Origin of the sequence: Campylobacter lari subsp. lari, assembly GCF_013372185.1 — a bacterium.
In the GTDB taxonomy this organism is placed as follows: Bacteria; Campylobacterota; Campylobacteria; order Campylobacterales; family Campylobacteraceae; genus Campylobacter_D; species Campylobacter_D lari.
Map to the genome: position 1 here is coordinate 890,711 of NZ_CP053830.1, position 18,440 is coordinate 909,150.

25 protein-coding genes are annotated in these 18,440 nt (G+C 28.3%); 8 read left to right on the plus strand and 17 right to left on the minus strand.

What is annotated here, in order from left to right; all coding sequences use genetic code 11:
• Window positions 1-8 precede the first annotated feature (8 nt).
• Together grpE and CLLT_RS04715 are read right to left on the minus strand one after the other, a co-directional pair.
• Window positions 9-518, minus strand: a complete 510-nt coding sequence (gene grpE / locus CLLT_RS04710; protein ID WP_074691845.1) for a nucleotide exchange factor GrpE — start codon at window positions 516-518, stop codon at window positions 9-11.
• The gene (locus CLLT_RS04715) at window positions 515-1,297 is read right to left on the minus strand and encodes an HrcA family transcriptional regulator (RefSeq protein WP_012661644.1); all 783 of its coding nucleotides are present in this window, start codon (window positions 1,295-1,297) and stop codon (window positions 515-517) included. The genes grpE and CLLT_RS04715 overlap by 4 nt, the downstream gene beginning before the upstream one ends.
• A gap of 242 nt (window positions 1,298-1,539) precedes the next feature.
• Between CLLT_RS04715 and CLLT_RS07925 the strand changes: the two genes are divergently transcribed.
• A complete protein-coding gene (locus tag CLLT_RS07925) occupies window positions 1,540-1,671 on the plus strand; it encodes a hypothetical protein (protein WP_255197728.1) in 132 nt (43 codons plus the stop codon).
• Here CLLT_RS07925 and CLLT_RS04720 read toward each other — a convergent pair.
• The 5 genes from CLLT_RS04720 to CLLT_RS04740 are packed head-to-tail and all read right to left on the minus strand — an operon-like array spanning window position 1,660 to window position 6,118.
• On the minus strand, window positions 1,660-2,289 hold the full coding sequence (locus tag CLLT_RS04720; protein WP_012661645.1) for a hypothetical protein: 630 nt from the start codon (window positions 2,287-2,289) through the stop codon (window positions 1,660-1,662). The two genes, CLLT_RS07925 and CLLT_RS04720, sit on opposite strands and share 12 nt — an antisense overlap.
• Window positions 2,286-2,516: a hypothetical protein gene (locus tag CLLT_RS04725; protein ID WP_012661646.1), complete on the minus strand. Its 231-nt coding sequence runs from the start codon at window positions 2,514-2,516 to the stop codon at window positions 2,286-2,288. Before CLLT_RS04725 ends, CLLT_RS04720 begins: the two co-directional genes overlap by 4 nt.
• Complete coding sequence (locus CLLT_RS04730) at window positions 2,500-3,552, minus strand: DHH family phosphoesterase (RefSeq protein WP_012661647.1); 1,053 nt, start codon at window positions 3,550-3,552, stop codon at window positions 2,500-2,502. The genes CLLT_RS04725 and CLLT_RS04730 overlap by 17 nt, the downstream gene beginning before the upstream one ends.
• 9 nt (window positions 3,553-3,561) lie before the next feature.
• Window positions 3,562-5,721, minus strand: a complete 2,160-nt coding sequence (flhA, locus tag CLLT_RS04735) for a flagellar biosynthesis protein FlhA (protein WP_012661648.1) — start codon at window positions 5,719-5,721, stop codon at window positions 3,562-3,564.
• Window positions 5,714-6,118 (minus strand): Rrf2 family transcriptional regulator, encoded by a 405-nt coding sequence (locus tag CLLT_RS04740; RefSeq protein WP_012661649.1) that lies wholly within the window; start codon window positions 6,116-6,118, stop codon window positions 5,714-5,716. Before CLLT_RS04740 ends, flhA begins: the two co-directional genes overlap by 8 nt.
• A 175-nt stretch (window positions 6,119-6,293) precedes the next feature.
• Here CLLT_RS04740 and rpsO point away from each other — a divergent pair, with 175 nt between their 5' ends.
• Window positions 6,294-6,566: a 30S ribosomal protein S15 gene (gene rpsO / locus CLLT_RS04745; RefSeq protein ID WP_012661650.1), complete on the plus strand. Its 273-nt coding sequence runs from the start codon at window positions 6,294-6,296 to the stop codon at window positions 6,564-6,566.
• Window positions 6,567-6,754: 188 nt separating this feature from the next.
• Here the strand turns inward: rpsO and CLLT_RS04750 are convergent, their stop codons facing one another.
• The 5 genes from CLLT_RS04750 to ilvC are packed head-to-tail and all read right to left on the minus strand — an operon-like array spanning window position 6,755 to window position 10,863.
• Window positions 6,755-7,648, minus strand: a complete 894-nt coding sequence (locus tag CLLT_RS04750) for an RsmB/NOP family class I SAM-dependent RNA methyltransferase (protein ID WP_012661651.1) — start codon at window positions 7,646-7,648, stop codon at window positions 6,755-6,757.
• The gene (ruvX, locus tag CLLT_RS04755; protein WP_012661652.1) at window positions 7,635-8,021 is read right to left on the minus strand and encodes a Holliday junction resolvase RuvX; all 387 of its coding nucleotides are present in this window, start codon (window positions 8,019-8,021) and stop codon (window positions 7,635-7,637) included. The genes CLLT_RS04750 and ruvX overlap by 14 nt, the downstream gene beginning before the upstream one ends.
• On the minus strand, window positions 8,018-8,785 hold the full coding sequence (locus CLLT_RS04760) for a DNA-processing protein DprA (RefSeq protein ID WP_012661653.1): 768 nt from the start codon (window positions 8,783-8,785) through the stop codon (window positions 8,018-8,020). The genes ruvX and CLLT_RS04760 overlap by 4 nt, the downstream gene beginning before the upstream one ends.
• Window positions 8,772-9,830, minus strand: coding sequence for a divergent polysaccharide deacetylase family protein (locus CLLT_RS04765; protein ID WP_074691908.1), 1,059 nt, complete (start codon window positions 9,828-9,830; stop codon window positions 8,772-8,774). The genes CLLT_RS04760 and CLLT_RS04765 overlap by 14 nt, the downstream gene beginning before the upstream one ends.
• Window positions 9,831-9,840: 10 nt before the next feature.
• Window positions 9,841-10,863: a ketol-acid reductoisomerase gene (gene ilvC, locus CLLT_RS04770; protein ID WP_012661655.1), complete on the minus strand. Its 1,023-nt coding sequence runs from the start codon at window positions 10,861-10,863 to the stop codon at window positions 9,841-9,843.
• Window positions 10,864-10,972: 109 nt separating this feature from the next.
• On the opposite strand from ilvC, the gene CLLT_RS04775 reads away from it, so the two are divergent.
• From CLLT_RS04775 to CLLT_RS04800, 6 genes are all read left to right on the plus strand, one after another.
• A complete protein-coding gene (locus CLLT_RS04775) occupies window positions 10,973-12,913 on the plus strand; it encodes a VacB/RNase II family 3'-5' exoribonuclease (RefSeq protein WP_012661656.1) in 1,941 nt (646 codons plus the stop codon).
• The gene (holA, locus tag CLLT_RS04780) at window positions 12,906-13,871 is read left to right on the plus strand and encodes a DNA polymerase III subunit delta (RefSeq protein ID WP_012661657.1); all 966 of its coding nucleotides are present in this window, start codon (window positions 12,906-12,908) and stop codon (window positions 13,869-13,871) included. Before CLLT_RS04775 ends, holA begins: the two co-directional genes overlap by 8 nt.
• A 91-nt stretch (window positions 13,872-13,962) precedes the next feature.
• A complete protein-coding gene (rpsF, locus tag CLLT_RS04785) occupies window positions 13,963-14,337 on the plus strand; it encodes a 30S ribosomal protein S6 (RefSeq protein WP_012661658.1) in 375 nt (124 codons plus the stop codon).
• A 3-nt stretch (window positions 14,338-14,340) separates the two neighbouring features.
• Window positions 14,341-14,868, plus strand: coding sequence for a single-stranded DNA-binding protein (locus CLLT_RS04790; protein WP_012661659.1), 528 nt, complete (start codon window positions 14,341-14,343; stop codon window positions 14,866-14,868).
• A gap of 10 nt (window positions 14,869-14,878) precedes the next feature.
• Window positions 14,879-15,139 (plus strand): 30S ribosomal protein S18, encoded by a 261-nt coding sequence (gene rpsR / locus CLLT_RS04795; RefSeq protein ID WP_012661660.1) that lies wholly within the window; start codon window positions 14,879-14,881, stop codon window positions 15,137-15,139.
• A gap of 51 nt (window positions 15,140-15,190) precedes the next feature.
• Window positions 15,191-15,832: a MarC family protein gene (locus tag CLLT_RS04800; RefSeq protein ID WP_012661661.1), complete on the plus strand. Its 642-nt coding sequence runs from the start codon at window positions 15,191-15,193 to the stop codon at window positions 15,830-15,832.
• On the opposite strand, the gene CLLT_RS04805 is transcribed toward CLLT_RS04800, so the two are convergent.
• From CLLT_RS04805 to fliW, 5 genes are read right to left on the minus strand one after another with little or no spacing between them, the layout of a single operon-like run.
• Window positions 15,814-16,236, minus strand: a complete 423-nt coding sequence (locus tag CLLT_RS04805; protein WP_012661662.1) for a hypothetical protein — start codon at window positions 16,234-16,236, stop codon at window positions 15,814-15,816. The genes CLLT_RS04800 and CLLT_RS04805 overlap by 19 nt on opposite strands.
• On the minus strand, window positions 16,233-16,961 hold the full coding sequence (locus tag CLLT_RS04810) for a type II secretion system protein (RefSeq protein WP_012661663.1): 729 nt from the start codon (window positions 16,959-16,961) through the stop codon (window positions 16,233-16,235). The genes CLLT_RS04805 and CLLT_RS04810 overlap by 4 nt, the downstream gene beginning before the upstream one ends.
• Window positions 16,945-17,241, minus strand: a complete 297-nt coding sequence (locus CLLT_RS04815; RefSeq protein WP_012661664.1) for a hypothetical protein — start codon at window positions 17,239-17,241, stop codon at window positions 16,945-16,947. Before CLLT_RS04815 ends, CLLT_RS04810 begins: the two co-directional genes overlap by 17 nt.
• A complete protein-coding gene (locus tag CLLT_RS04820; protein WP_041570288.1) occupies window positions 17,238-17,966 on the minus strand; it encodes a pyrroline-5-carboxylate reductase in 729 nt (242 codons plus the stop codon). The genes CLLT_RS04815 and CLLT_RS04820 overlap by 4 nt, the downstream gene beginning before the upstream one ends.
• Complete coding sequence (gene fliW / locus CLLT_RS04825; protein ID WP_012661666.1) at window positions 17,966-18,361, minus strand: flagellar assembly protein FliW; 396 nt, start codon at window positions 18,359-18,361, stop codon at window positions 17,966-17,968. Before fliW ends, CLLT_RS04820 begins: the two co-directional genes overlap by 1 nt.
• Between the last annotated feature and the right edge of the window lie 79 nt (window positions 18,362-18,440).

Genomic DNA, 18,440 nt, shown 5'->3' on the forward strand with positions numbered 1-18,440 from the left:
TATTAAATTTATTTTGCAACGCTAACTTTGGCTGATCTTATGATTCTATCATTCATCATATAACCCTTTTGTAAAAGAGCTACTATATGACCGCTTTCATGATCGGCACTTTCTACATGAAACATAGCTTCATGTAAATTTGGATCAAATTCACCACTAGCTTCCACTGGTTTAACCATATGTTTTTCTAGTTTTTTCAAAAGTAAATCAAGTGTATTTTGCACACCTTCTTTAATTTTTAAACTAATTTCATCATTAGCTTCTACATTTACAGCCGCCTCCAAAGCATCTACCACATCAAGCAAATCTTTTGCAAAACTTTCATTTGCGTAAATAGTTGCTGAAATTTTTTCCTTTTCCATTCTTTTTTTGATATTTTCAAATTCAGCATTTGCTCTTAAATAAGTATCTTTTAACTCATTATACTCTGCTTGAAGTTTTTCTAATTCATTATTTTGATTTTCTGAATTTTCCACTGTTTCTTCTTGTATTTGTCCATTTTGCTTTTCTTCGCTCACGCAGCCTCCTTTATAATATTTAACATTGATTTAAAATCAGAATACACACTTCCAGCAAAAACCACACTAGATTCTTTGCCTAAAAATGTACTCTTAAGCTTTAATCCCATAAAACCCTCTTCAAATAAAGGATCAAATTGTAATTTATCATTAAAATAAAATCCAATTTGAGGAGATAAAAGCTTAGCAAATTCATCGTTTTGATAAATTTGATAAGCTTTTTTCTCATTATACCTATAATAAATTTTTGTTTGTTTTAACATGGCTATTTTTTCTAAAAGCTCGAAAAAATTTACCTTAAAAGCTAAATTTTCTATATCTTGCAATCTAAGCCCAACTAATCTTTGTAAAAACAAAAATGCATCTTGACTAAATTTTAAAACCAACTCATCATCCATAAAATCAAGTATGATAAATTTGTTATTTAAAACGCCAATATCATTTAAAACAAGTTCATCACCACCATAAACTAAGGCATAAATTTCAAACTTATTTAACAAAAACTCTAAAACATTAAGATCATCAATGCTAACTTCTTCCTCAAGAAGTTGTTCGTGCCAATAATCTTTCATTGCTTTAACGGTGGGAATTCTTCCGCTGCTAATGTGAAGCTGGGTTAAAATTCCTTCATCACTTAATTTTTTAAAATAAACTCTTATAGTAGAAGCTGGTATACTAACTTTATTATTTAACTCATTAGAACCAACTGGTATGTTACCATCTAAATATGCTTCTATGATAGTTTTTAAAATAAGATCTTTTTTGCTATAAGATTTCACTGTAAAAAACCTTGATTTTTAAAAATTAGCACTTAATATTTTCAAGTGCTGACATTATTATACAACTTTAGTATAATAATGTCAAGTTATTTTTAAATAAAAATATTTAAAATTATTTAGTCTATATAACTAAAGTTTATTTAGTTATTTATATACAATATATAAAAACTTATTTTTCAGTTTTTTTAAAAGAAAAGATAATATAATTGCATCTAGCAATATTTTTTAAAAGGTTTATAATAATGAAAAATCTTACTTTAAGAGAAAAGCAAGATCTTGAAGCTTATGTGTTTTCTAATATAGAAAGAAAAAAAATGGCTTTGGGTAGAATTTTAAAATTATATTATTTAAGATTTTTTAGATTAGTTTTTTAATTTATATTTTCTCATACCTTCTTTTGCGTAGGATAAATCTTTAAAATCTGGGGATGAGATTAGTTCCATACAAGTTTTATCTAAATTTTCCATTCCACTTATTTGCATACTAGCTTGTAAATTTTCATCTAAATACAAGTCAAAAATCACACAAGCTTGATTGTTAACCTTGTAAAGAATTTTTCCACCTTTTTTTTCATCTAGTTTATATGTTTGTAATTTATCGTTTTTACTCATTTTCTTAATTTCTTTTGCAAAAGATTGATGCAAGGTATAATAAATCATAAAATCACGCATAATATTTTTAATATCAGCCATTTCTTTTCTTAGTTTTGATAAATCTTTAGCGTATAAACTTATAAATTGTGTATTTAAGTACTCATTTAAACTTTTTTCATTTAAATTTTCACACAATGGATAAATTTTAATCACAAAAGCCTTATTTTTAGTTAACACTATATCCGCACAAGCTTGTTTGTTTTGTTTGTACTCTAAAAATAAAGCTTGACTTGAGTTTAAATTTAGCGTGTTTTGCTTGTTGTAAGCAAAATCATTTAAATCTTCATAGATATTTGCATAAGAAAAAAATCCTATAAAAAGCAATAGTAAAATTTTCATTCAAATAAATCTTTATGATGATTTTTTAAGTACTCTACAACTTCTAAGATCTCATCAACTCCTTCTTTTTGAGTATTTTGGCAAACCTCATCAATACAATCAATATAAACCTCAATTGCTTTTTCTAATTTTGCTCTTTTTACCCCAGCAAATAAGAGCATAGCTTCTAAAACTATACTGAGTTCGTATTGTAAATTTTCTATTTCTTCTTTATGATTTATTTTCATTATTTTCCTTTAATTCTTTGCTTTTAATTAAATCATTAAATTGAGCTTTGATAAAATCATAATTTGAGCTATCTTTATACGAAGCAAACATTCCACCACTTGCGTTTTTATGGCCTCCACCATTGACTAAATTTTTAGCCATTAAACTTACATCTATTTTATTGTTTGCTCTAAAACTTAAAGTTTTTCTTGAACTAAGATCAACAAAAAAATCAAAATCAGGATTTTGCATTAAAAAATCATTTCCAATAACAGAGGTATTTCCTATATTTGAAGTTAATATCCCTTTACTTCCTTTATAAAATACACTGAATTTTTCTTTATTTACACTTAATCTTTCAACAACAAATTTAGAAATTAAATTACTCAAAGTATCATCATTTTCTTTTTTAAAAAAAGATTTTTTAATTCCATGTAAATCATTGTCTAAATTAATATGTGCATTATTTTGTTGGATATAATTTCTACAATTATCAAAAAGATAAAAAAGATATTTTATATTTTCTTGTGCAAACATCACTTTATTAATCTCTTTTGCACTAGAAACCATGCCAAGTAAAACCTTTCCAAGTTCAAAATTCTCATCTTCACTTAGCCAAATATCTACTGCATTTACCACATCTACAAATTGTGATAAAGCCTGATTTTTTCCATAACATCTACTAAAAAAATCATATACTATTTTAGTAGCACATCTTTTATCATCTAAAAAATACCAAGGATATTTTTGCATGCATTCTAAACCACTTTGATGATGATCTAAAAGCAAAAGTTTGATTTTCTTGCCCTCTATGGCTTTTTGAAAATCCTCACACTGACTTAAAGTTAAATTTAAATCACTTATTAAAATCACAAATTCTTCACTAGGATTTTGCTTTAAATCTTCCTCTATATTTTTAAAAATCACATTAAAATTTTCATTAATTTCTTTACCATAGTTTGAATTATAAAAAAAACAATTTTTAAAATAGAAATTTATGACATACTGACAAGCATAGCCATCTAAGTCAGTATGAGAAAGATGATAAATTTTCATGTTTTTCCTTTATAAATCGTCAACTTTTATAATACCTTCTGTTTCAAATTTAGTATTTTCTGCAATTTCTGCAAAACTTAAAACCGTAATGTTAATACCAAAATTTGAGCAAATATCTGCAATAAATTTTCTAAGTTGTGGTTCAACACAGAGTAAAAATGGTTTAATTCTAGTGTTTGCTACACTTGCAAGTTCAGCTTTTAAAGCTTCAACCAAGGCTCCAGTTTGAGCTACATTAATCATCAAATGATACGAACCATCTTTAAATTGTACATGCTCCATTAATTTTGCAGCCGCAGCAGCATCAAAAATATAAAAGCTAATTTGTCCTTTTTCATCCACATATAAATTTGTAATCGCTCTTGCCAAAGATGCTCTTACATGCTCAATAATCATATCCAAACTCTTGCTTACTTCAGCTATATCACTAATTGATTCTAAAATCGTAAGCATATCTTTAATAGGAATATGTTCTTTAAGTAAAGCTTTTAAAACTTTTTGAATCAAACCTATACTAGCAACCCTTAAACAATCATCTACCACGATAGGATAATCATTTTTAATTTTATCTAGTAAGTTTTGAACCTCTTGCTTAGTTAAAAGTTCAGCAGCATTAGCTTTGATAAGCTCACTCATATGGGTTGAAATCACACTTGCTGGATCAATTACAATATAACCATTTAATGTCGCCTCATCTTTTAAAGAAGCATCTATCCAAAGCGCATCAGAATTAAACGCTGGCTCTTTGGTAGCTATACCCTCAATAGGCTCAGTAATAAAACCACTATCCATAGCCAAGTATTTATCAGGATAAATTTCAGCACTAGCTATACCAACACCTTTTAATTTAAAGGTATATTCATTTGGTTTTAATTGTAAATTATCTCTAATTCTAATTTTTGGCATTAAAAAACCAAGGCTTTGAGCTATATTACGCCTTGTTGACCTTATACGCTCTGTTAGCTCACTTTCTGCTAATTTAATAAGCCCATAACCTAATTCTAATTCTAAAATTTCTAGTTTTAAAATATCGCTTATTTTATTTTCTTCTTCTTTTAAAATTTCTTCTTCGCTGCGTTTTTGAGGTTTAGCTTGCTCTTGTTCATCAGCTTCTTGAGATTTTTTAGCCGAAATTGTATTGATTTGAATTTTGCCTTCTTGCACTTGTTTTATCATATAACCAAGGCCCAAAAACACCAAAGCCATAAATCCCAAAGAAAAGTGTGGCAAACCAGGGACTAAAGCAAAAATAAACAAAACAAAGCCTACAATTAATAATGTTTTGTACTCTCCTAAAAGCTGATTAATTGAACCTTCAGCAAAATTATCCTCATCTTTGCTAGCACGCGTGATGATAATTGCAGTTGCTGTTGAAGTTATAAGCCCAGGAATTTGAGAAACAAGCCCATCACCTATCGTTAATATAGTATAAGTTGAAGCGCACTGGCTAAGCTCCATATCATGCTGAAAATAGCCTATCATAAAACCACCAATTAAATTTACAATAGTGATGATAATCCCAGCAACAGCGTCTCCTTTTATAAATTTAGAAGAACCATCCATCGCTCCATAAAAATTTGCTTCAGCTATGATTTCTTGGCGTCTTGCGCGTGCAGTTTTTTCATCAATCAAACCTGCGTTTAAATCCGCATCAATAGCCATTTGCTTACCTGGCATTGCATCAAGAGTAAATCTAGCTTGAACCTCAGAAACCCTTGTACTACCTTTGGTTACAACCATAAAATTAATCAAAACCAAAATACAAAAAACAACCATACCTATAACATAATTACCACCAACAACAAATTCACCAAAACTTGCCACTATATCACTAACAGCAGCTGGACCTTGATGACCCTCACTTAAAATCATACGCGTTGTAGCAATGTTAAGCGAAAGTCTAAAAAGCGTAATAATTAAAATCATAGTTGGAAAAGTTGTTAAATCTGTAGGTTTTGGTATATATAAAGAAATTAAAATAATTAAAACCGAAATTGCAATACTTAAAGCAAGAAAAAAGTCTAAAACTATACTTGGTAAAGGCACTATAATAATAGCCAAAATTGCAATAATTACAGCTACTATAGTTAAACTTTTTGCCTTTAAAATAGGTGCAACAAGCGGAGCAACCCAAGGCAATACTAAGCTAAAAATATCTCTTTTAGCCATTATTTTGAATAATATCCTCTAAGGTAATAGAAACTAAAAAATCATCGATTTTATTTTGAAGTTTCACTAAAATAGGCATAATTTTACAATTATCCTCTTTTTGAGAAGGACAAATTCCATTGCTGCACTCAAAAACATTAATAGATTTTTTCTCTACACTATTAATAATTTCTTTTAAAGTATATTCGCTTGGCTGCTTAATAAGTACAAACCCACCCTTAGCCCCTTTGTAAGATTTCAAAAGCGCATCTTTAGCAAGAGCTTGTAAAATTTTTGCTAAAAAACTTTTAGGTATATCTAAAACATTTGACATAGTATCTACATCTTGTGGTTCTTTAGATTTTGCTATATGAATTAAAGACAATAAAGCATATTCGCTAGCTTTGGTAAATAACATTTGTTCCTTTCATGTTATAAATATAATATATTATTGGTTATTAATAAAAATTTTTATTATATCAAAAATAAGTATCGATAAATATTAAATTTCATATTTTTTGAATTTCAGCATTCTTTTTGGTTTTTTAGTTATAATTGCACTTTTTATTTTAATACCGCTCAGGAGGTCTATTATGGCTTTAGATTCGGCTAAAAAAGCAGAAATAGTTGCAAAATTTGCTAGAAAAGAAGGAGATACAGGTTCTCCAGAAGTTCAAATCGCACTTTTAAGCGCAAGAATTTCAGATTTAACAGAGCATTTAAAAATCTACAAAAAAGATTTTTCTTCTCGTTTAGGTCTTTTAAAGCTTGTTGGTCAAAGAAAAAGACTTTTATCTTATCTAAAAAGAAAAGATTATCAAGCTTATTCTAAATTAATTAGCGAATTAAACTTAAGAGATAAATAAGCCTCGTGCTTATTTATCTTTAAACATTTTTTATTACATTTATTTACTACTACTTTAATTTAAGTTTTCAAGATTTCATCGTTTTATTCACAAGAGTTTCACAGTGTGAATTTACCTTCTAAGCACCTAAAAATAGTACTTTAAGTTTTAAACTAAAAAACATTTTTCACATTTAATTTTATTGATTTTTAATGTTTTTTCACTTTTGCTATAAAAAACCCATCTGCATAGTCATCTGGTAAAACTCTTTTAGCAAATGATAAATCAAATTCATCACTCTTTGCGCATATAAAATCAACATTAACCAAATCAAAATCAAGCAATTCTAATTTAAAATTTTCATTCCTTAATGCATTTTCTAAAACCGCTTCGTTTTCTTCCCTTAAAAATGTACAGGTACTATACACTAATTCTCCACCATGTTTTAAGGCTAGTAATGCTGAATGTAAAAGTTTTTTTTGCAAATTTGCTATTTGCTTAATTTCTTTTGTGTTTTTTTGTATTTCAAAACCCATTTTTGCAAAAGTTGAGCAAGGTGCATCAAGTAAAATTTTATCAAATTTCAAAGGACAAGCCTTGCCTATTATGCGTGCGTCTTTTAAGAAACATTTTACAATTTTAACTTGATAATTTTCCATAGTTTTTTTCAAGGTAAAAAAACGTGCTTTAGATAATTCACAACTTGCTAAATAACCCTCATTTTGCATAAAATTAGCTAAATTTAAACTTTTTCCACCAGGAGCTGCACACATATCTAATACACTCTCACCAGCTTTAACACCCAAAGTTTTAGCACATAAATATGAAGAATAATTTTGTATATAAAACTTACCTTCATTAAAAGCATTCATAGAGCTTAGTTTGCTTTTAAATTCTTGGGGAATTTTATAACAAAACTCATCTATTTTTTTAAATTTAACACCCTCTTTTTTTAAAATTTCTTCTAAAATTATATCTTCAACAATCAAAGAATTTCTAAAAATATTTACATCTTTTTGTGTTTTAAAACTATCAAATATAGCATTTTTTTGATCATTTGTATAAATTTCATCTAAAGCTGTATTTAAATCAAGTAAGGCCATAAAAATCCTTTAAAAACAAATACGCAGCTAAAGAATCAAGCTTGCCATCTTTTTTCTTTAAATTCACCATGCCAAGTTCTTGTGCATTTTTAGAACTAAAACTCTCATCAACAAAAAAAACTTCTTTGTCAAAATCAAGTAAAGATATGAAATGTTCTACCCTTTTTCGCATTTCATCTTCACTAGATCCACCTAAAGGAACCCCTACCACTAAAGTATTTACATCATACTCTTTGATGTATTTTTTCACCTCATTTGCTGCCTGATTGCGGTTTTTTCTAATAATAGCTTCAAGTGGCATAGCTATACTTTTATTAACACACAAAGCAACACCAATGCGCTTTAAGCCTATATCTAATGCTAAAGTTTTCATATACAAGCTCTTATTTTCACTCCAGATATCTCTACCAAACCCTCAAGCTCATATTCATAAACTCTATCACCAAATTTTTTTAAAACTTTTTCCAAATCATCTTCATGTTTTAAAAAACTTAATAAATCATCTTCACTTTGCTCATAATGAAGCTCTCCAAACATTTTTACAAACTCATCAAAATCATGAATTAAATTTGCCTTTTTTGTGGCTAAAAGCAAATTTGTCCCTTCACTTTCATTTTTCCTATGAGGTAATACATATATAGGTTTATTCATACCTAAAGCAAGTCTTGCACTTTGCATAGAGCCGCTTTTTAAATCAGCTTGAGCTATTATAACAACCTCACTTAAAGCAATAATAAGTCTATTTCTTAATAAAAAATCATAGGGTTTTGCCTTGTAATTTCCTTCGTTTTCACTTAAGGCTAAAGCATTTTCATAAATATTTAAAATTTCATTTGTATTTGCTTTTGGATAAATCTCATCAAGCCCATTAGCAAATATAGCTATAGTTTGAGGGTAAGCTATTTTAGCTGCTTGAATATCCACCCCCAAAGCCCCACCGCTTACCACACAAACCTTAGCTTTTTTTAACAAAGATACTAACTCAATGAGGCAATTTTTAGTATAAACACTCATTTTTCTAGAACCTATAACAGCTACTTTTCTAGCATTTAAAAGTTCTAAGTTGCCCTTATAATAAATCTTTGAAGGCGGATTTAAAAGATTTTTAAAATCCTCAATATTTTCAATAAATTTCATTTAAATACACAAGCTCAACTGAATTTAACAATTCTTTACTTTGCACCAAAGCTTTAAAAGTCTTTTCTCTTGGATGACCAATAGCAATAGCAAAACCTTTCTTTTTTGCCTCTTCTACTGCTTGTTTGAGTTGATTTTTAATATACACTATATCATCTTCATTGTCCAAAAAAACATCTCTAGCTATATAAGGCTGATTAAATTGACTTGCTAAATTTTTAGCTTTAGATTTTCCTATGGTTCTTGAATCAACAAAAACAAAATCGTTTTGTTTAAAAGCACTAAATAATTTTTCCATAGCCTGCTTATTTGCAGTAAATAAACTTCCTGTATGATTATTAATAAATTTTACTTTTGGAAATTGTTCTTTTACAAAAGCTACACGCTTACCTATTTTTTGCATATCATCACCAGGGTGTAAAGTGTTTAATTCTGCCTTGTCATATTTTATAGCAGCAAGGGGTAAATGCACCATAAAAAAGTCAAAATCCTTTGCAAACTCTGCTGTATAAGGGTGGCGTTTATCAGGTGGAAAAAAAGATGGGATTAATTTTAAATTTGTTTTTTTAAGCATATCTACATGAGTGTGACTTGCCATATCATCTATAATAATTGCTAGACGAGGTTTGGTATTTTTTTGCACTAGGATTTGAGTTTTATTGCCCTCGTTTTTATCTGATATATTTTGCTCTTCGTTGTTTAATTCTTTACTTGTATTTTGATCTATTACTTCTAAAATTGAAGTTTGATTATCCTCTTTAGTTTGATTTAACTCTGTATCTATAGGGTTTAAGTTCAAAATTTCACTAATATTTTTATCTAAAAAATCTAAATTTTCATTTTCTAAAGTCAAATTTATATCATTAAAACTAAAATTATTTTCTTGCTCTATTGTAGGTGATAATGGTTCTTTTTTAATTATGGTTTGATTGAAATCTAAAACTTTATTTTCTTCTTTTTTTAAAAACAAAGCCCCAAATGCAAAAAGAAAAATTCCAAACACAACCAAACAAAGCGCTAAAAGCACTTTGTGTTTTTTATTTATAGTTTTCAAATTAGTTTTTATCTTTATCAACTAATTTTTTAGCACTAATCCAAGGCATCATAGCACGAAGTTCGCGTCCTGTTTTTTCTATCAAAGAATCATTCATTAATTTACGCTCTGCGTGCATTCTTGCAAAATTTGCTCTTCTTTCTAAGATAAAATCTTTAGCAAAACTTCCATTTTGTATGTCTTTTAAAACACCTTTCATAGCCTCTTTAGTTTCTTTGGTAATAATCTTAGGTCCTGTGATATAATCTCCATATTCAGCAGTATTAGAAACAGAATATCTCATATCAGCAATACCACCTTGATAAATCAAATCTACAATTAATTTCATTTCATGCAAACACTCAAAATACGCCATTTCAGGCTCATACCCTGCTTCAACTAAGGTTTCAAATCCTGCTTGAATTAATGCACTAAGCCCCCCACAAAGCACTGCTTGTTCGCCAAATAAATCTGTTTCAGTTTCAGCTTTAAAAGTCGTTTCTATAATACCTGTTCTACCACCACCTATAGCACTAGCATAACTTAAAGCTAAATTTTTAGCATTTTTACTCTCATCTTGGTGGATAGCAATTAAACAAGGAGTACCCCCACCTATACTAAATTCATGTCTTACAGTATGACCTGGAGCTTTAGGAGCTATCATAATCACATCTATACCTTTTGGAGCAACAATTTGTCCATAATGGATATTAAATCCATGTGCAAATGCTAGAGTTTTACCTGCTTTTAATTCAGGTTTAATTTCCTCGTTAAAAATTTCACTTTGAATTTCATCAGGAGCTAAAATCATAATCAAATCTGCTTCTTTAGTAGCTTCTTTTACGCTTTTTACTATAAAATTTGCTTTTTGAGCTTTTGCCCAACTTTGCCCACCCTCTTTTAAGCCTATGATCACTTCTACACCACTATCTCTTAAATTCATAGCATGAGCATGACCTTGAGAGCCAAAACCTATAATAGCTACTTTTTTTGATTTTATTAGATTAATATCACAATCTTTATCATAATAAATTGATACAGCCATTATGCACTCCTAAAAAATTAAAATTAAAGCAAAGATTATAACTAAAAAATATAAATTTAATCCTTTTATGATAAAATTTAAGTTTTGAAAAATTACTATAAAGAGTCTTATGAAAGAATTATTTAATCAACTAAGTTATGGTCTAAATGCTAATGAAATTACCAATAAAAACAAGCAAATAATTAGAGAATTATTAACTTGTGATATTATTAAATTTTATAAAAACAAATACTATTTAAAAGATGGCTTTACTTTTGGTAAGATTGATATTTCAGCTAATGGAACGGGATTTTTAGAAAGTTTTGATCCTGCTTTTAAGCGTGATTTGCTCATAGAAAATAAAAATTTAAAAGGAGCAAATTATGCTGATATAGTTGTGGCAAAATTACTTCCTCTTAAAAAAAAGCGTCCAAGTGCTAAAGTTATCTTAATACTTAAAAGAGCCCATGAAACTTCTTTGGTTATAACTAAAAAATACGGCGAAGCAGTCCTTGGAGTAAATATTCAAACAGGACTTACATGTGCCTTAAAAGCCTCTCAAAAATCCTTAAAAACACTGCCTTTAGGAACTATTTTAAAAATAGAAAATCATGATAATAATATCACTGAAGTGATAGGGCATATTGATGATGATTTTGTAGATGAGAAAATTTCTCTTGCTTTATATAATAAAAACTCTATTTTTGATACCTTGTGTGAAAATGAAGCAAAAGCTTATGGAGATAAGGTTGATGTGAGTATGTATCCATCAAGAAAAGATCTTAGAAATTTAAATTTTTGCACTATTGATCCAATTGATGCAAAAGATTTTGATGATGCGATATTTTATGATAAAAACGAACACGTAATTTACGTAGCCATAGCTGATGTAAGTGCTTATGTGCATGCTTATAGTGCTATTGATAAAGAAGCAAGATCTAGGGGATTTTCTATTTATTTTCCTCATATTGCCATACCTATGTTGCCAAGAGCTTTGAGTGAAAATATTTGCTCACTAAAGCCCAATGAAGATAGGTTAGCATTTTGTTTTAAAATAAGCTTAGATCAAAATAATGAAGTGATTAAAGAAGAGCTTTTTGAGGCTATTATTAACTCAAAACGCCGTTTTAATTACGATGAAGTTGATGAGTATTTACAAACACAAGAAGATTTAGGTGCGATTAATTGGCTTTATGAAGTTTTTAAAATCACTCAAAATTTACGAAAAAAACGATTAAAAAATGCTTGTGAGTTTAAAACCCAAGAGCTAAGAATGACTTTAGATGAAAATAATAAACTCATAAAAACACGCCTTGAAAATGACACAGCCTCGCATAATTTAATCGAAGATTGCATGCTTTTAGCTAATAAAGCTGCAGCAAAACTCATTGATATAGGAGTTTTTAGGAATCATTTAAGTCCTGATTATAAAAAAATAGATCAATTATTAGCCGATCTTTCAACGCTTAGTATAGATATTAATCCTAAAAATAATGTCATAGAATTATTTAAAGACATTCAAGTCTTAGCAAATGAGCTAAATATAAGAGAAGAAGTAGATAAACTCATCATCAAGGCACAAAAAAAGGCAGAATATTCTAGTGAAAATGCAGGACATTTTGGCTTGGGTTTTGACAAATACACTCATTTTACAAGCCCTATTAGAAGGTATTCTGATCTTATTTTACATAGACTTTTAAAGGCTAAAATTAATCATGATGAAAAAATGTTTAATTATTTGCTTTTAAATATTCAAAGCACTTGTGAGGAATTAAGCTTATTAGAAAGAGAAGCAGATAAAGTCTCGTGGAATTTTATGGATAGAAAATTTGCAAGATGGGCAAAGGAAAATATAGGAAAAAGATTTAAAGCTATAGTCATTGAAAATCAAAGCTCATTGCAAGTTAAACTTGATGATGATATTAAGGGAGCTTTAATTAACATCATTGGCTCAAGGGCAAATTTATTAGAAAATGTAGAAGTAGAAATCACTGAAGTGGATATTGTTAGTGCCAAAATTTTTGGAAAAATCACCAAGCATTTTAGCTTAGAAAGAAATCAAAATGTATAAAAATCAACTCCAAAGCTTACTTAATAGCAATAATTTTCCAAATTTTTTCTTACTTTATGGAGCGGATAATTTCCAAATAGAGCTTTATACTAAATTTATTAAAGATAAATACTCTTTTGATGAGAGTTTAAGATTTTACTTTGAAGAATATGATTTTAAGCAAGCCTATGATTATTTATCTAGTGCTTCCTTATTTAGCGAAAGAAAACTACTAGAAATCAAAACTCAAAAGAAAATCCCAAGTAAAGAACTCAAACAACTTTTACAGCTTTGTCAAAATTCACAAGATAATTATTTTTTACTTGAAATTTACGATGAAAGCTCCAAACAAAGTGAAGCGGAGAAAATTTTTGCTAATAATTTTTGTAGATTTTATAAAGTAAATTCAGCTAAAGAAGGTATGGAATTACTAGCTTTAAAAGCTAAAGAATTAAATATTAACATCACCCAAAATGCACTTTATGCTCTTTTTTATAATTTTAATGAAAATTTATATTTAGCAGCTAATGAGTTAAATAAATTTAGTGGTTTAAATATTGATGAAAAAATCATTCAAGAACATTGTTATAGCTTAAGTACTATTAGCTTTGAAAGTTTTTTTGATAAACTAATGCAAAAACAAGATTTAAGAAACGAACTTGAAAGTATTTTAGAAAATTACAATGAAATAGCATTGATTAACGCCTTATATGCAAATTTTTCTAGACTTTTTAAAATTGCTTTGCATGTTAAAATTTACGGAAATTTAGACTTAAAAGAAATTTTAGGCTATGTCCCGCCTACTTCTGTGGCACAAAATCTTCAAAAACAAGCTCTTGTGATCAAAATATCACAATATAAGCATATTTTTTTAACACTTTGTAATTGCGAATATGAATTAAAAAAGAATTCTAAAATAGAAAAAAAAGAGTTTTTAATCGCAACACTTTTACAACTTAGCACCATATTAAAAAGTTAAATTAAGAAAACTTATGGTAGAATGAAATTTGCATTTTATGCAAATCCTTGCCTAAAAAATTTTAGGCTTTATATCCATAAGGAGAAATTAAATGAGACATTATGAAGTTTTATTCATATTAAAACCAACACTTACAGAAGAAGAAGTAAGTGCTAAGTTGGAATTCGTAAAAGAAGTCCTTACAAAAAATGGCGCAGAAATTGAAAGCGTAGTTCCAATGGGAACAAGAAAACTTGCGTACAAAATTAAAAAATACGAAAGAGGAACTTATTTTGTGATTTATTTCAAAGCTCCTACAAATTTAATAGCTGAGCTTGAAAGGGTATTAAGAATCACTGAAGAAGTTATAAGATTTTTAATCGTAAAATATGAAAACAAAAAAGAAATTGCAGCTTGGGAAAAACTAAGCAAAGGTATCAAACAAAATAAAAAAGAAATCAAAGCTAGTGAAAGTACAGAAGGCTAATTAATGTTTAATAAAGTCGTTTTAGTAGGTAATCTTACAAGGGATATAGAGATGCGTTATGCTCCATCAGGTAGCGCGATAGGCTCTTCTGCTATAGCTGTAACTAGAAGATTTAGCACAAACACAGGAGAAAAAAAAGAAGAAACCTGCTTTATCGACATTAGTTTTTTTGGTAGAACAGCAGAAATTGCTAATCAATACCTTAATAAAGGTAGTAAGGTTTTAATTGAAGGTCGTTTGAGATTTGAGCAGTGGAGCGATCAAAATGGACAAAATAGATCAAAACACAGCATTCAAGTTGAGAATTTAGAAATGCTAGGTTCAACTATACAAAATAACCAACAAAACAATTTTGACAATCAAAATTATGGCTATAATCAAAATTTTAACCACCAACAAAGTTTTGACCCTTATGCTCAAGTACAAACTAAAACAAATCCATCTAACACTTATCAAAATCCTCAAAAGGAAGCTCCTATGAAGGAAATTGATATTGATAAATATGATGATGATACAGAATTACCATTTTAAAGGAAAAAACATGGCAGAAAAAAGAAAATATTCACGTAAATATTGCAAATATACAGAAGCTAAAGTTGATTTTATCGATTATAAAGATACAGCATTACTAAAACATGCTTTATCAGAAAGATTTAAAATCATGCCACGCCGTTTAACAGGCACTAGCAAAAAACACCAAGAAATGGTTGAAATTGCTATTAAACGTGCAAGACATGTAGCACTTATCCCTTATATTGTAGATAGAAAAGAAGTTGTTACTAATCCTTTTGAGGGACTATAATTATTAAATCAATCCCAAGCTTTTAAGCTTGGGAAAATAAAAGGTTGCCTTATGTTTTCAGATATAGAATCTGAAATTTACATTATTTTGCTTGCTTCTGTTGCTATCATAGCAGTTTTAAATCCTTTTGGAAATCTTCCACAATTTATCGCAATGACTGAAGGTCTAGATGCTGATACGAGAAAAAAACTTTTTAGAAATATCATTTATACTGCATTTTGTATTGTTTTAGTTTTTTTACTTTCTGGACCGTTTATCATGAAATATTTATTTAAAATAGATATTAATGATTTACGAGTTGCGGGTGGTTTGATTTTAATCATTATGAGTACTAAAAATTTACTTTTTACTCCATCAAGTTCTCAATTTCAACATTATCAAGGATTAAGTCATAAAGAATTATTGAAAAAAAGTATAGTGCCAATGGCATTTCCTATGCTAGTAGGCCCTGGAACACTTTCAACAGTAGTGGTTATTTCAGAAGATCAAAATTTAGCTATAGCTATAGCTTCTGTATTACTTACCTTTGCTTTTATTTTTGCTTTATTTCACTTTTCAGCTACCATTGAAAAAGTCATAGGAAAGCTTGTGCTTTATGTTTTTTCACGTATTGCTTTAGTTTTTATTATGGCTATGGGAGTAAAAATGATAGCCATTGGAGTTCAAACTTACATTCAATCTAATTTAGGATAAACAAAAAAACTTTTTTGTAAAAACACTTCTTCATTTACTGCTTTATTATCATTTAGCAATACGCTAATATTTACCGCTATAATGCTTTTTGTATTAGTATCATTTGCTATCAATTTATATCCTTTACACTCACCCAAAGGATAAGTATAATCAATTCGTATTTTTATATTATTATATTCAAAATTATACTCTTTTAAACATTCTTTACCCTCTAAATATGCTTGATATAAAAAATATTTAGAAAGCTCTTTTGCATCATGAAGTAAAATCTTTCCTTGAGTATAGAGAGTTAAATCTTTTATAATTCTTGGAGAATATGAAGAAATTTTTATTACAAATACCATAACAAAAGAGATAAATAAAATAAAAGATATAGTATAAACCATAGCAAACGATTTTTTCATAAAAACATCCACTTAGATAAACATTCATTTTGACTTTTATCACATATTAAAACTTTTAGCGCCTTATCATCTTGCTTGAAAATAAGCTTTGAGATATTTTGAGCTAATAAAAAAGATCGCTTGTTATGATTTAAATCATCTATTTGCATATAAATATTTTCATTTTCTAAATACACCCTAACATAAGCATATAAAATAGTATAAAATCCGCTAAATTTCTCATTAAGAAAATGGATTTTCTCTCTATCATTTACTAGCAATTTATAAATTTTTGAATTTTGTATATCATAAAAATACATATAATCATTAGCATATATTTTTAATTTTTTTTCACTATGCATATCTTTATAATTACTTAAAATTCCTTTAGAGCTTCCGTTTTCTATAAAATGCAAATTGCTTTTTGGACTAAAAAAACTTTCATTGTTTTCTAAAATAATGCCACTGAAGTTTAATTTTTTTAATGATAAATCATAAAAAATATCATCATTTGCACTCATATAGCACTCAAAAGATCTACTTGTCAATATCACATTTAAACAAGAATGATAAATTTTTTCCATACTAAGCAAAGCTTGGTTTAAATTTAAAAATACTGTGTTGGAATTTTTAATTTTATAGCTATGATTATAAAGATGTATAGCTGGATTGCTTAAGATAACAATCAATACACCCAAGATAACAAGGCTTAGTGCAAGCTCCAATAAACTAAAAGCTTTTTTCATCTATAAAAGCTTCTTTGTAAGATAAATCTTTTATTTTTAAAGATTTAAGTTTAAACTCATCACTAGTGTATTCTAAAAAATTATAAGTATTTATATTTATTTCTTTTGCTTTATATGAAGGATTTTGCATAAATAATTCTTTTTCTTCATTAAAAAGGATTTGATTTTGCCATATAACATTTAAGGATTTATTTGTGAATATAAGAAAATAAGTTCCAAAAACAAAAGATAAAATTACAATACAAAAAGCAAGCTCTAGGAGACTAAAAGCTTGCTTCATTTATTTAAACTTGCATTAAAAGCTTCAAAAAAAGCACCACGCAAAGCTCTTTTTTCTAAAGCCTCAACCCCTCTTATAGTCACCCCTGCCGGAGAACAAATTTTTTCTTTAATAATAGCAGGATGTATATGGTTAAATAAAGCACCAAAGCTTTCAAAACTTGCGCGAGTAAGCTCATAGCTAAGCTCATTTTTTAAACCATTTTTCACACCCGCATTAGCTAAACTTTCTGCTACCAAAGCCAAAAACGCAGGAGCACAACCACTCAAAACCATAGCTATATCAAATTCTTTTTCATTTTGTAAACTTATAGCTTTACCAAAAGTACTTAGCAATGATAAAATTTCGTCTTTATATAAATCATTTTCCATCAAATACGCAGTCGCTGAGGCTTTAAATTGGGCTGCTGTATTTGGCATAATTTTTATATAATTTTGTGCATCAATACAATGAAGTTGCTCAAAAGTAGTATTTGCTAAAACTGAAATAAGCCATCTTGCCTTGCCTTTTAATTTAACAGCTACTTCTTCTAACGCATAAGGTTTAAAAGCCAAAATAATATTTTTATTATCCATATCAAACTCATTGTATGATATGACTTTGAAATTCAAACTACTTGCCTTTTTTAAATCTCTTGCAACTATTATCACCTCATAAGCATCACCTATACCTTTTGCTATAGCACTAGCCATAGCACCATTTCCTAAAATATAAATTTCAGACATTATTTTGTTTGTTTAATAAAAGCTGAAATCTTTTCAGATTGAAAATAATTAGGATATTTACTTGTATCTAAAATTACTTGCACTAAAGAATTATTATCATAATTCATCACAACAGGTGCTAAAAAATTAACTGTAGATTCTTCTAATGGTTCGTTAATAGCCACAATAACAAATACACCAAAATTTGTTTGTTCATTTAAAGCTAATAATTCTTGATAATAATCAGGCACTTCAAAATCATAATCAGGACGGATCATATAAGGATCGATCATTACAAAAGAAAAATCTTTGCCATCAAGGCTTTTAAGTCTATAAAAAACCTCATCTATCTTGTAAAAATTCATATTCTTGGTGTCTTCAAAACCCAAAATAGGACATTTAACTTCTAAGTTCATCTTGCCTCCTAAAATCTATTGACTAAGAAATTACAACTCATTAAGCAATTTTAGTTCCAATTTTCAAAATTACTTTAAT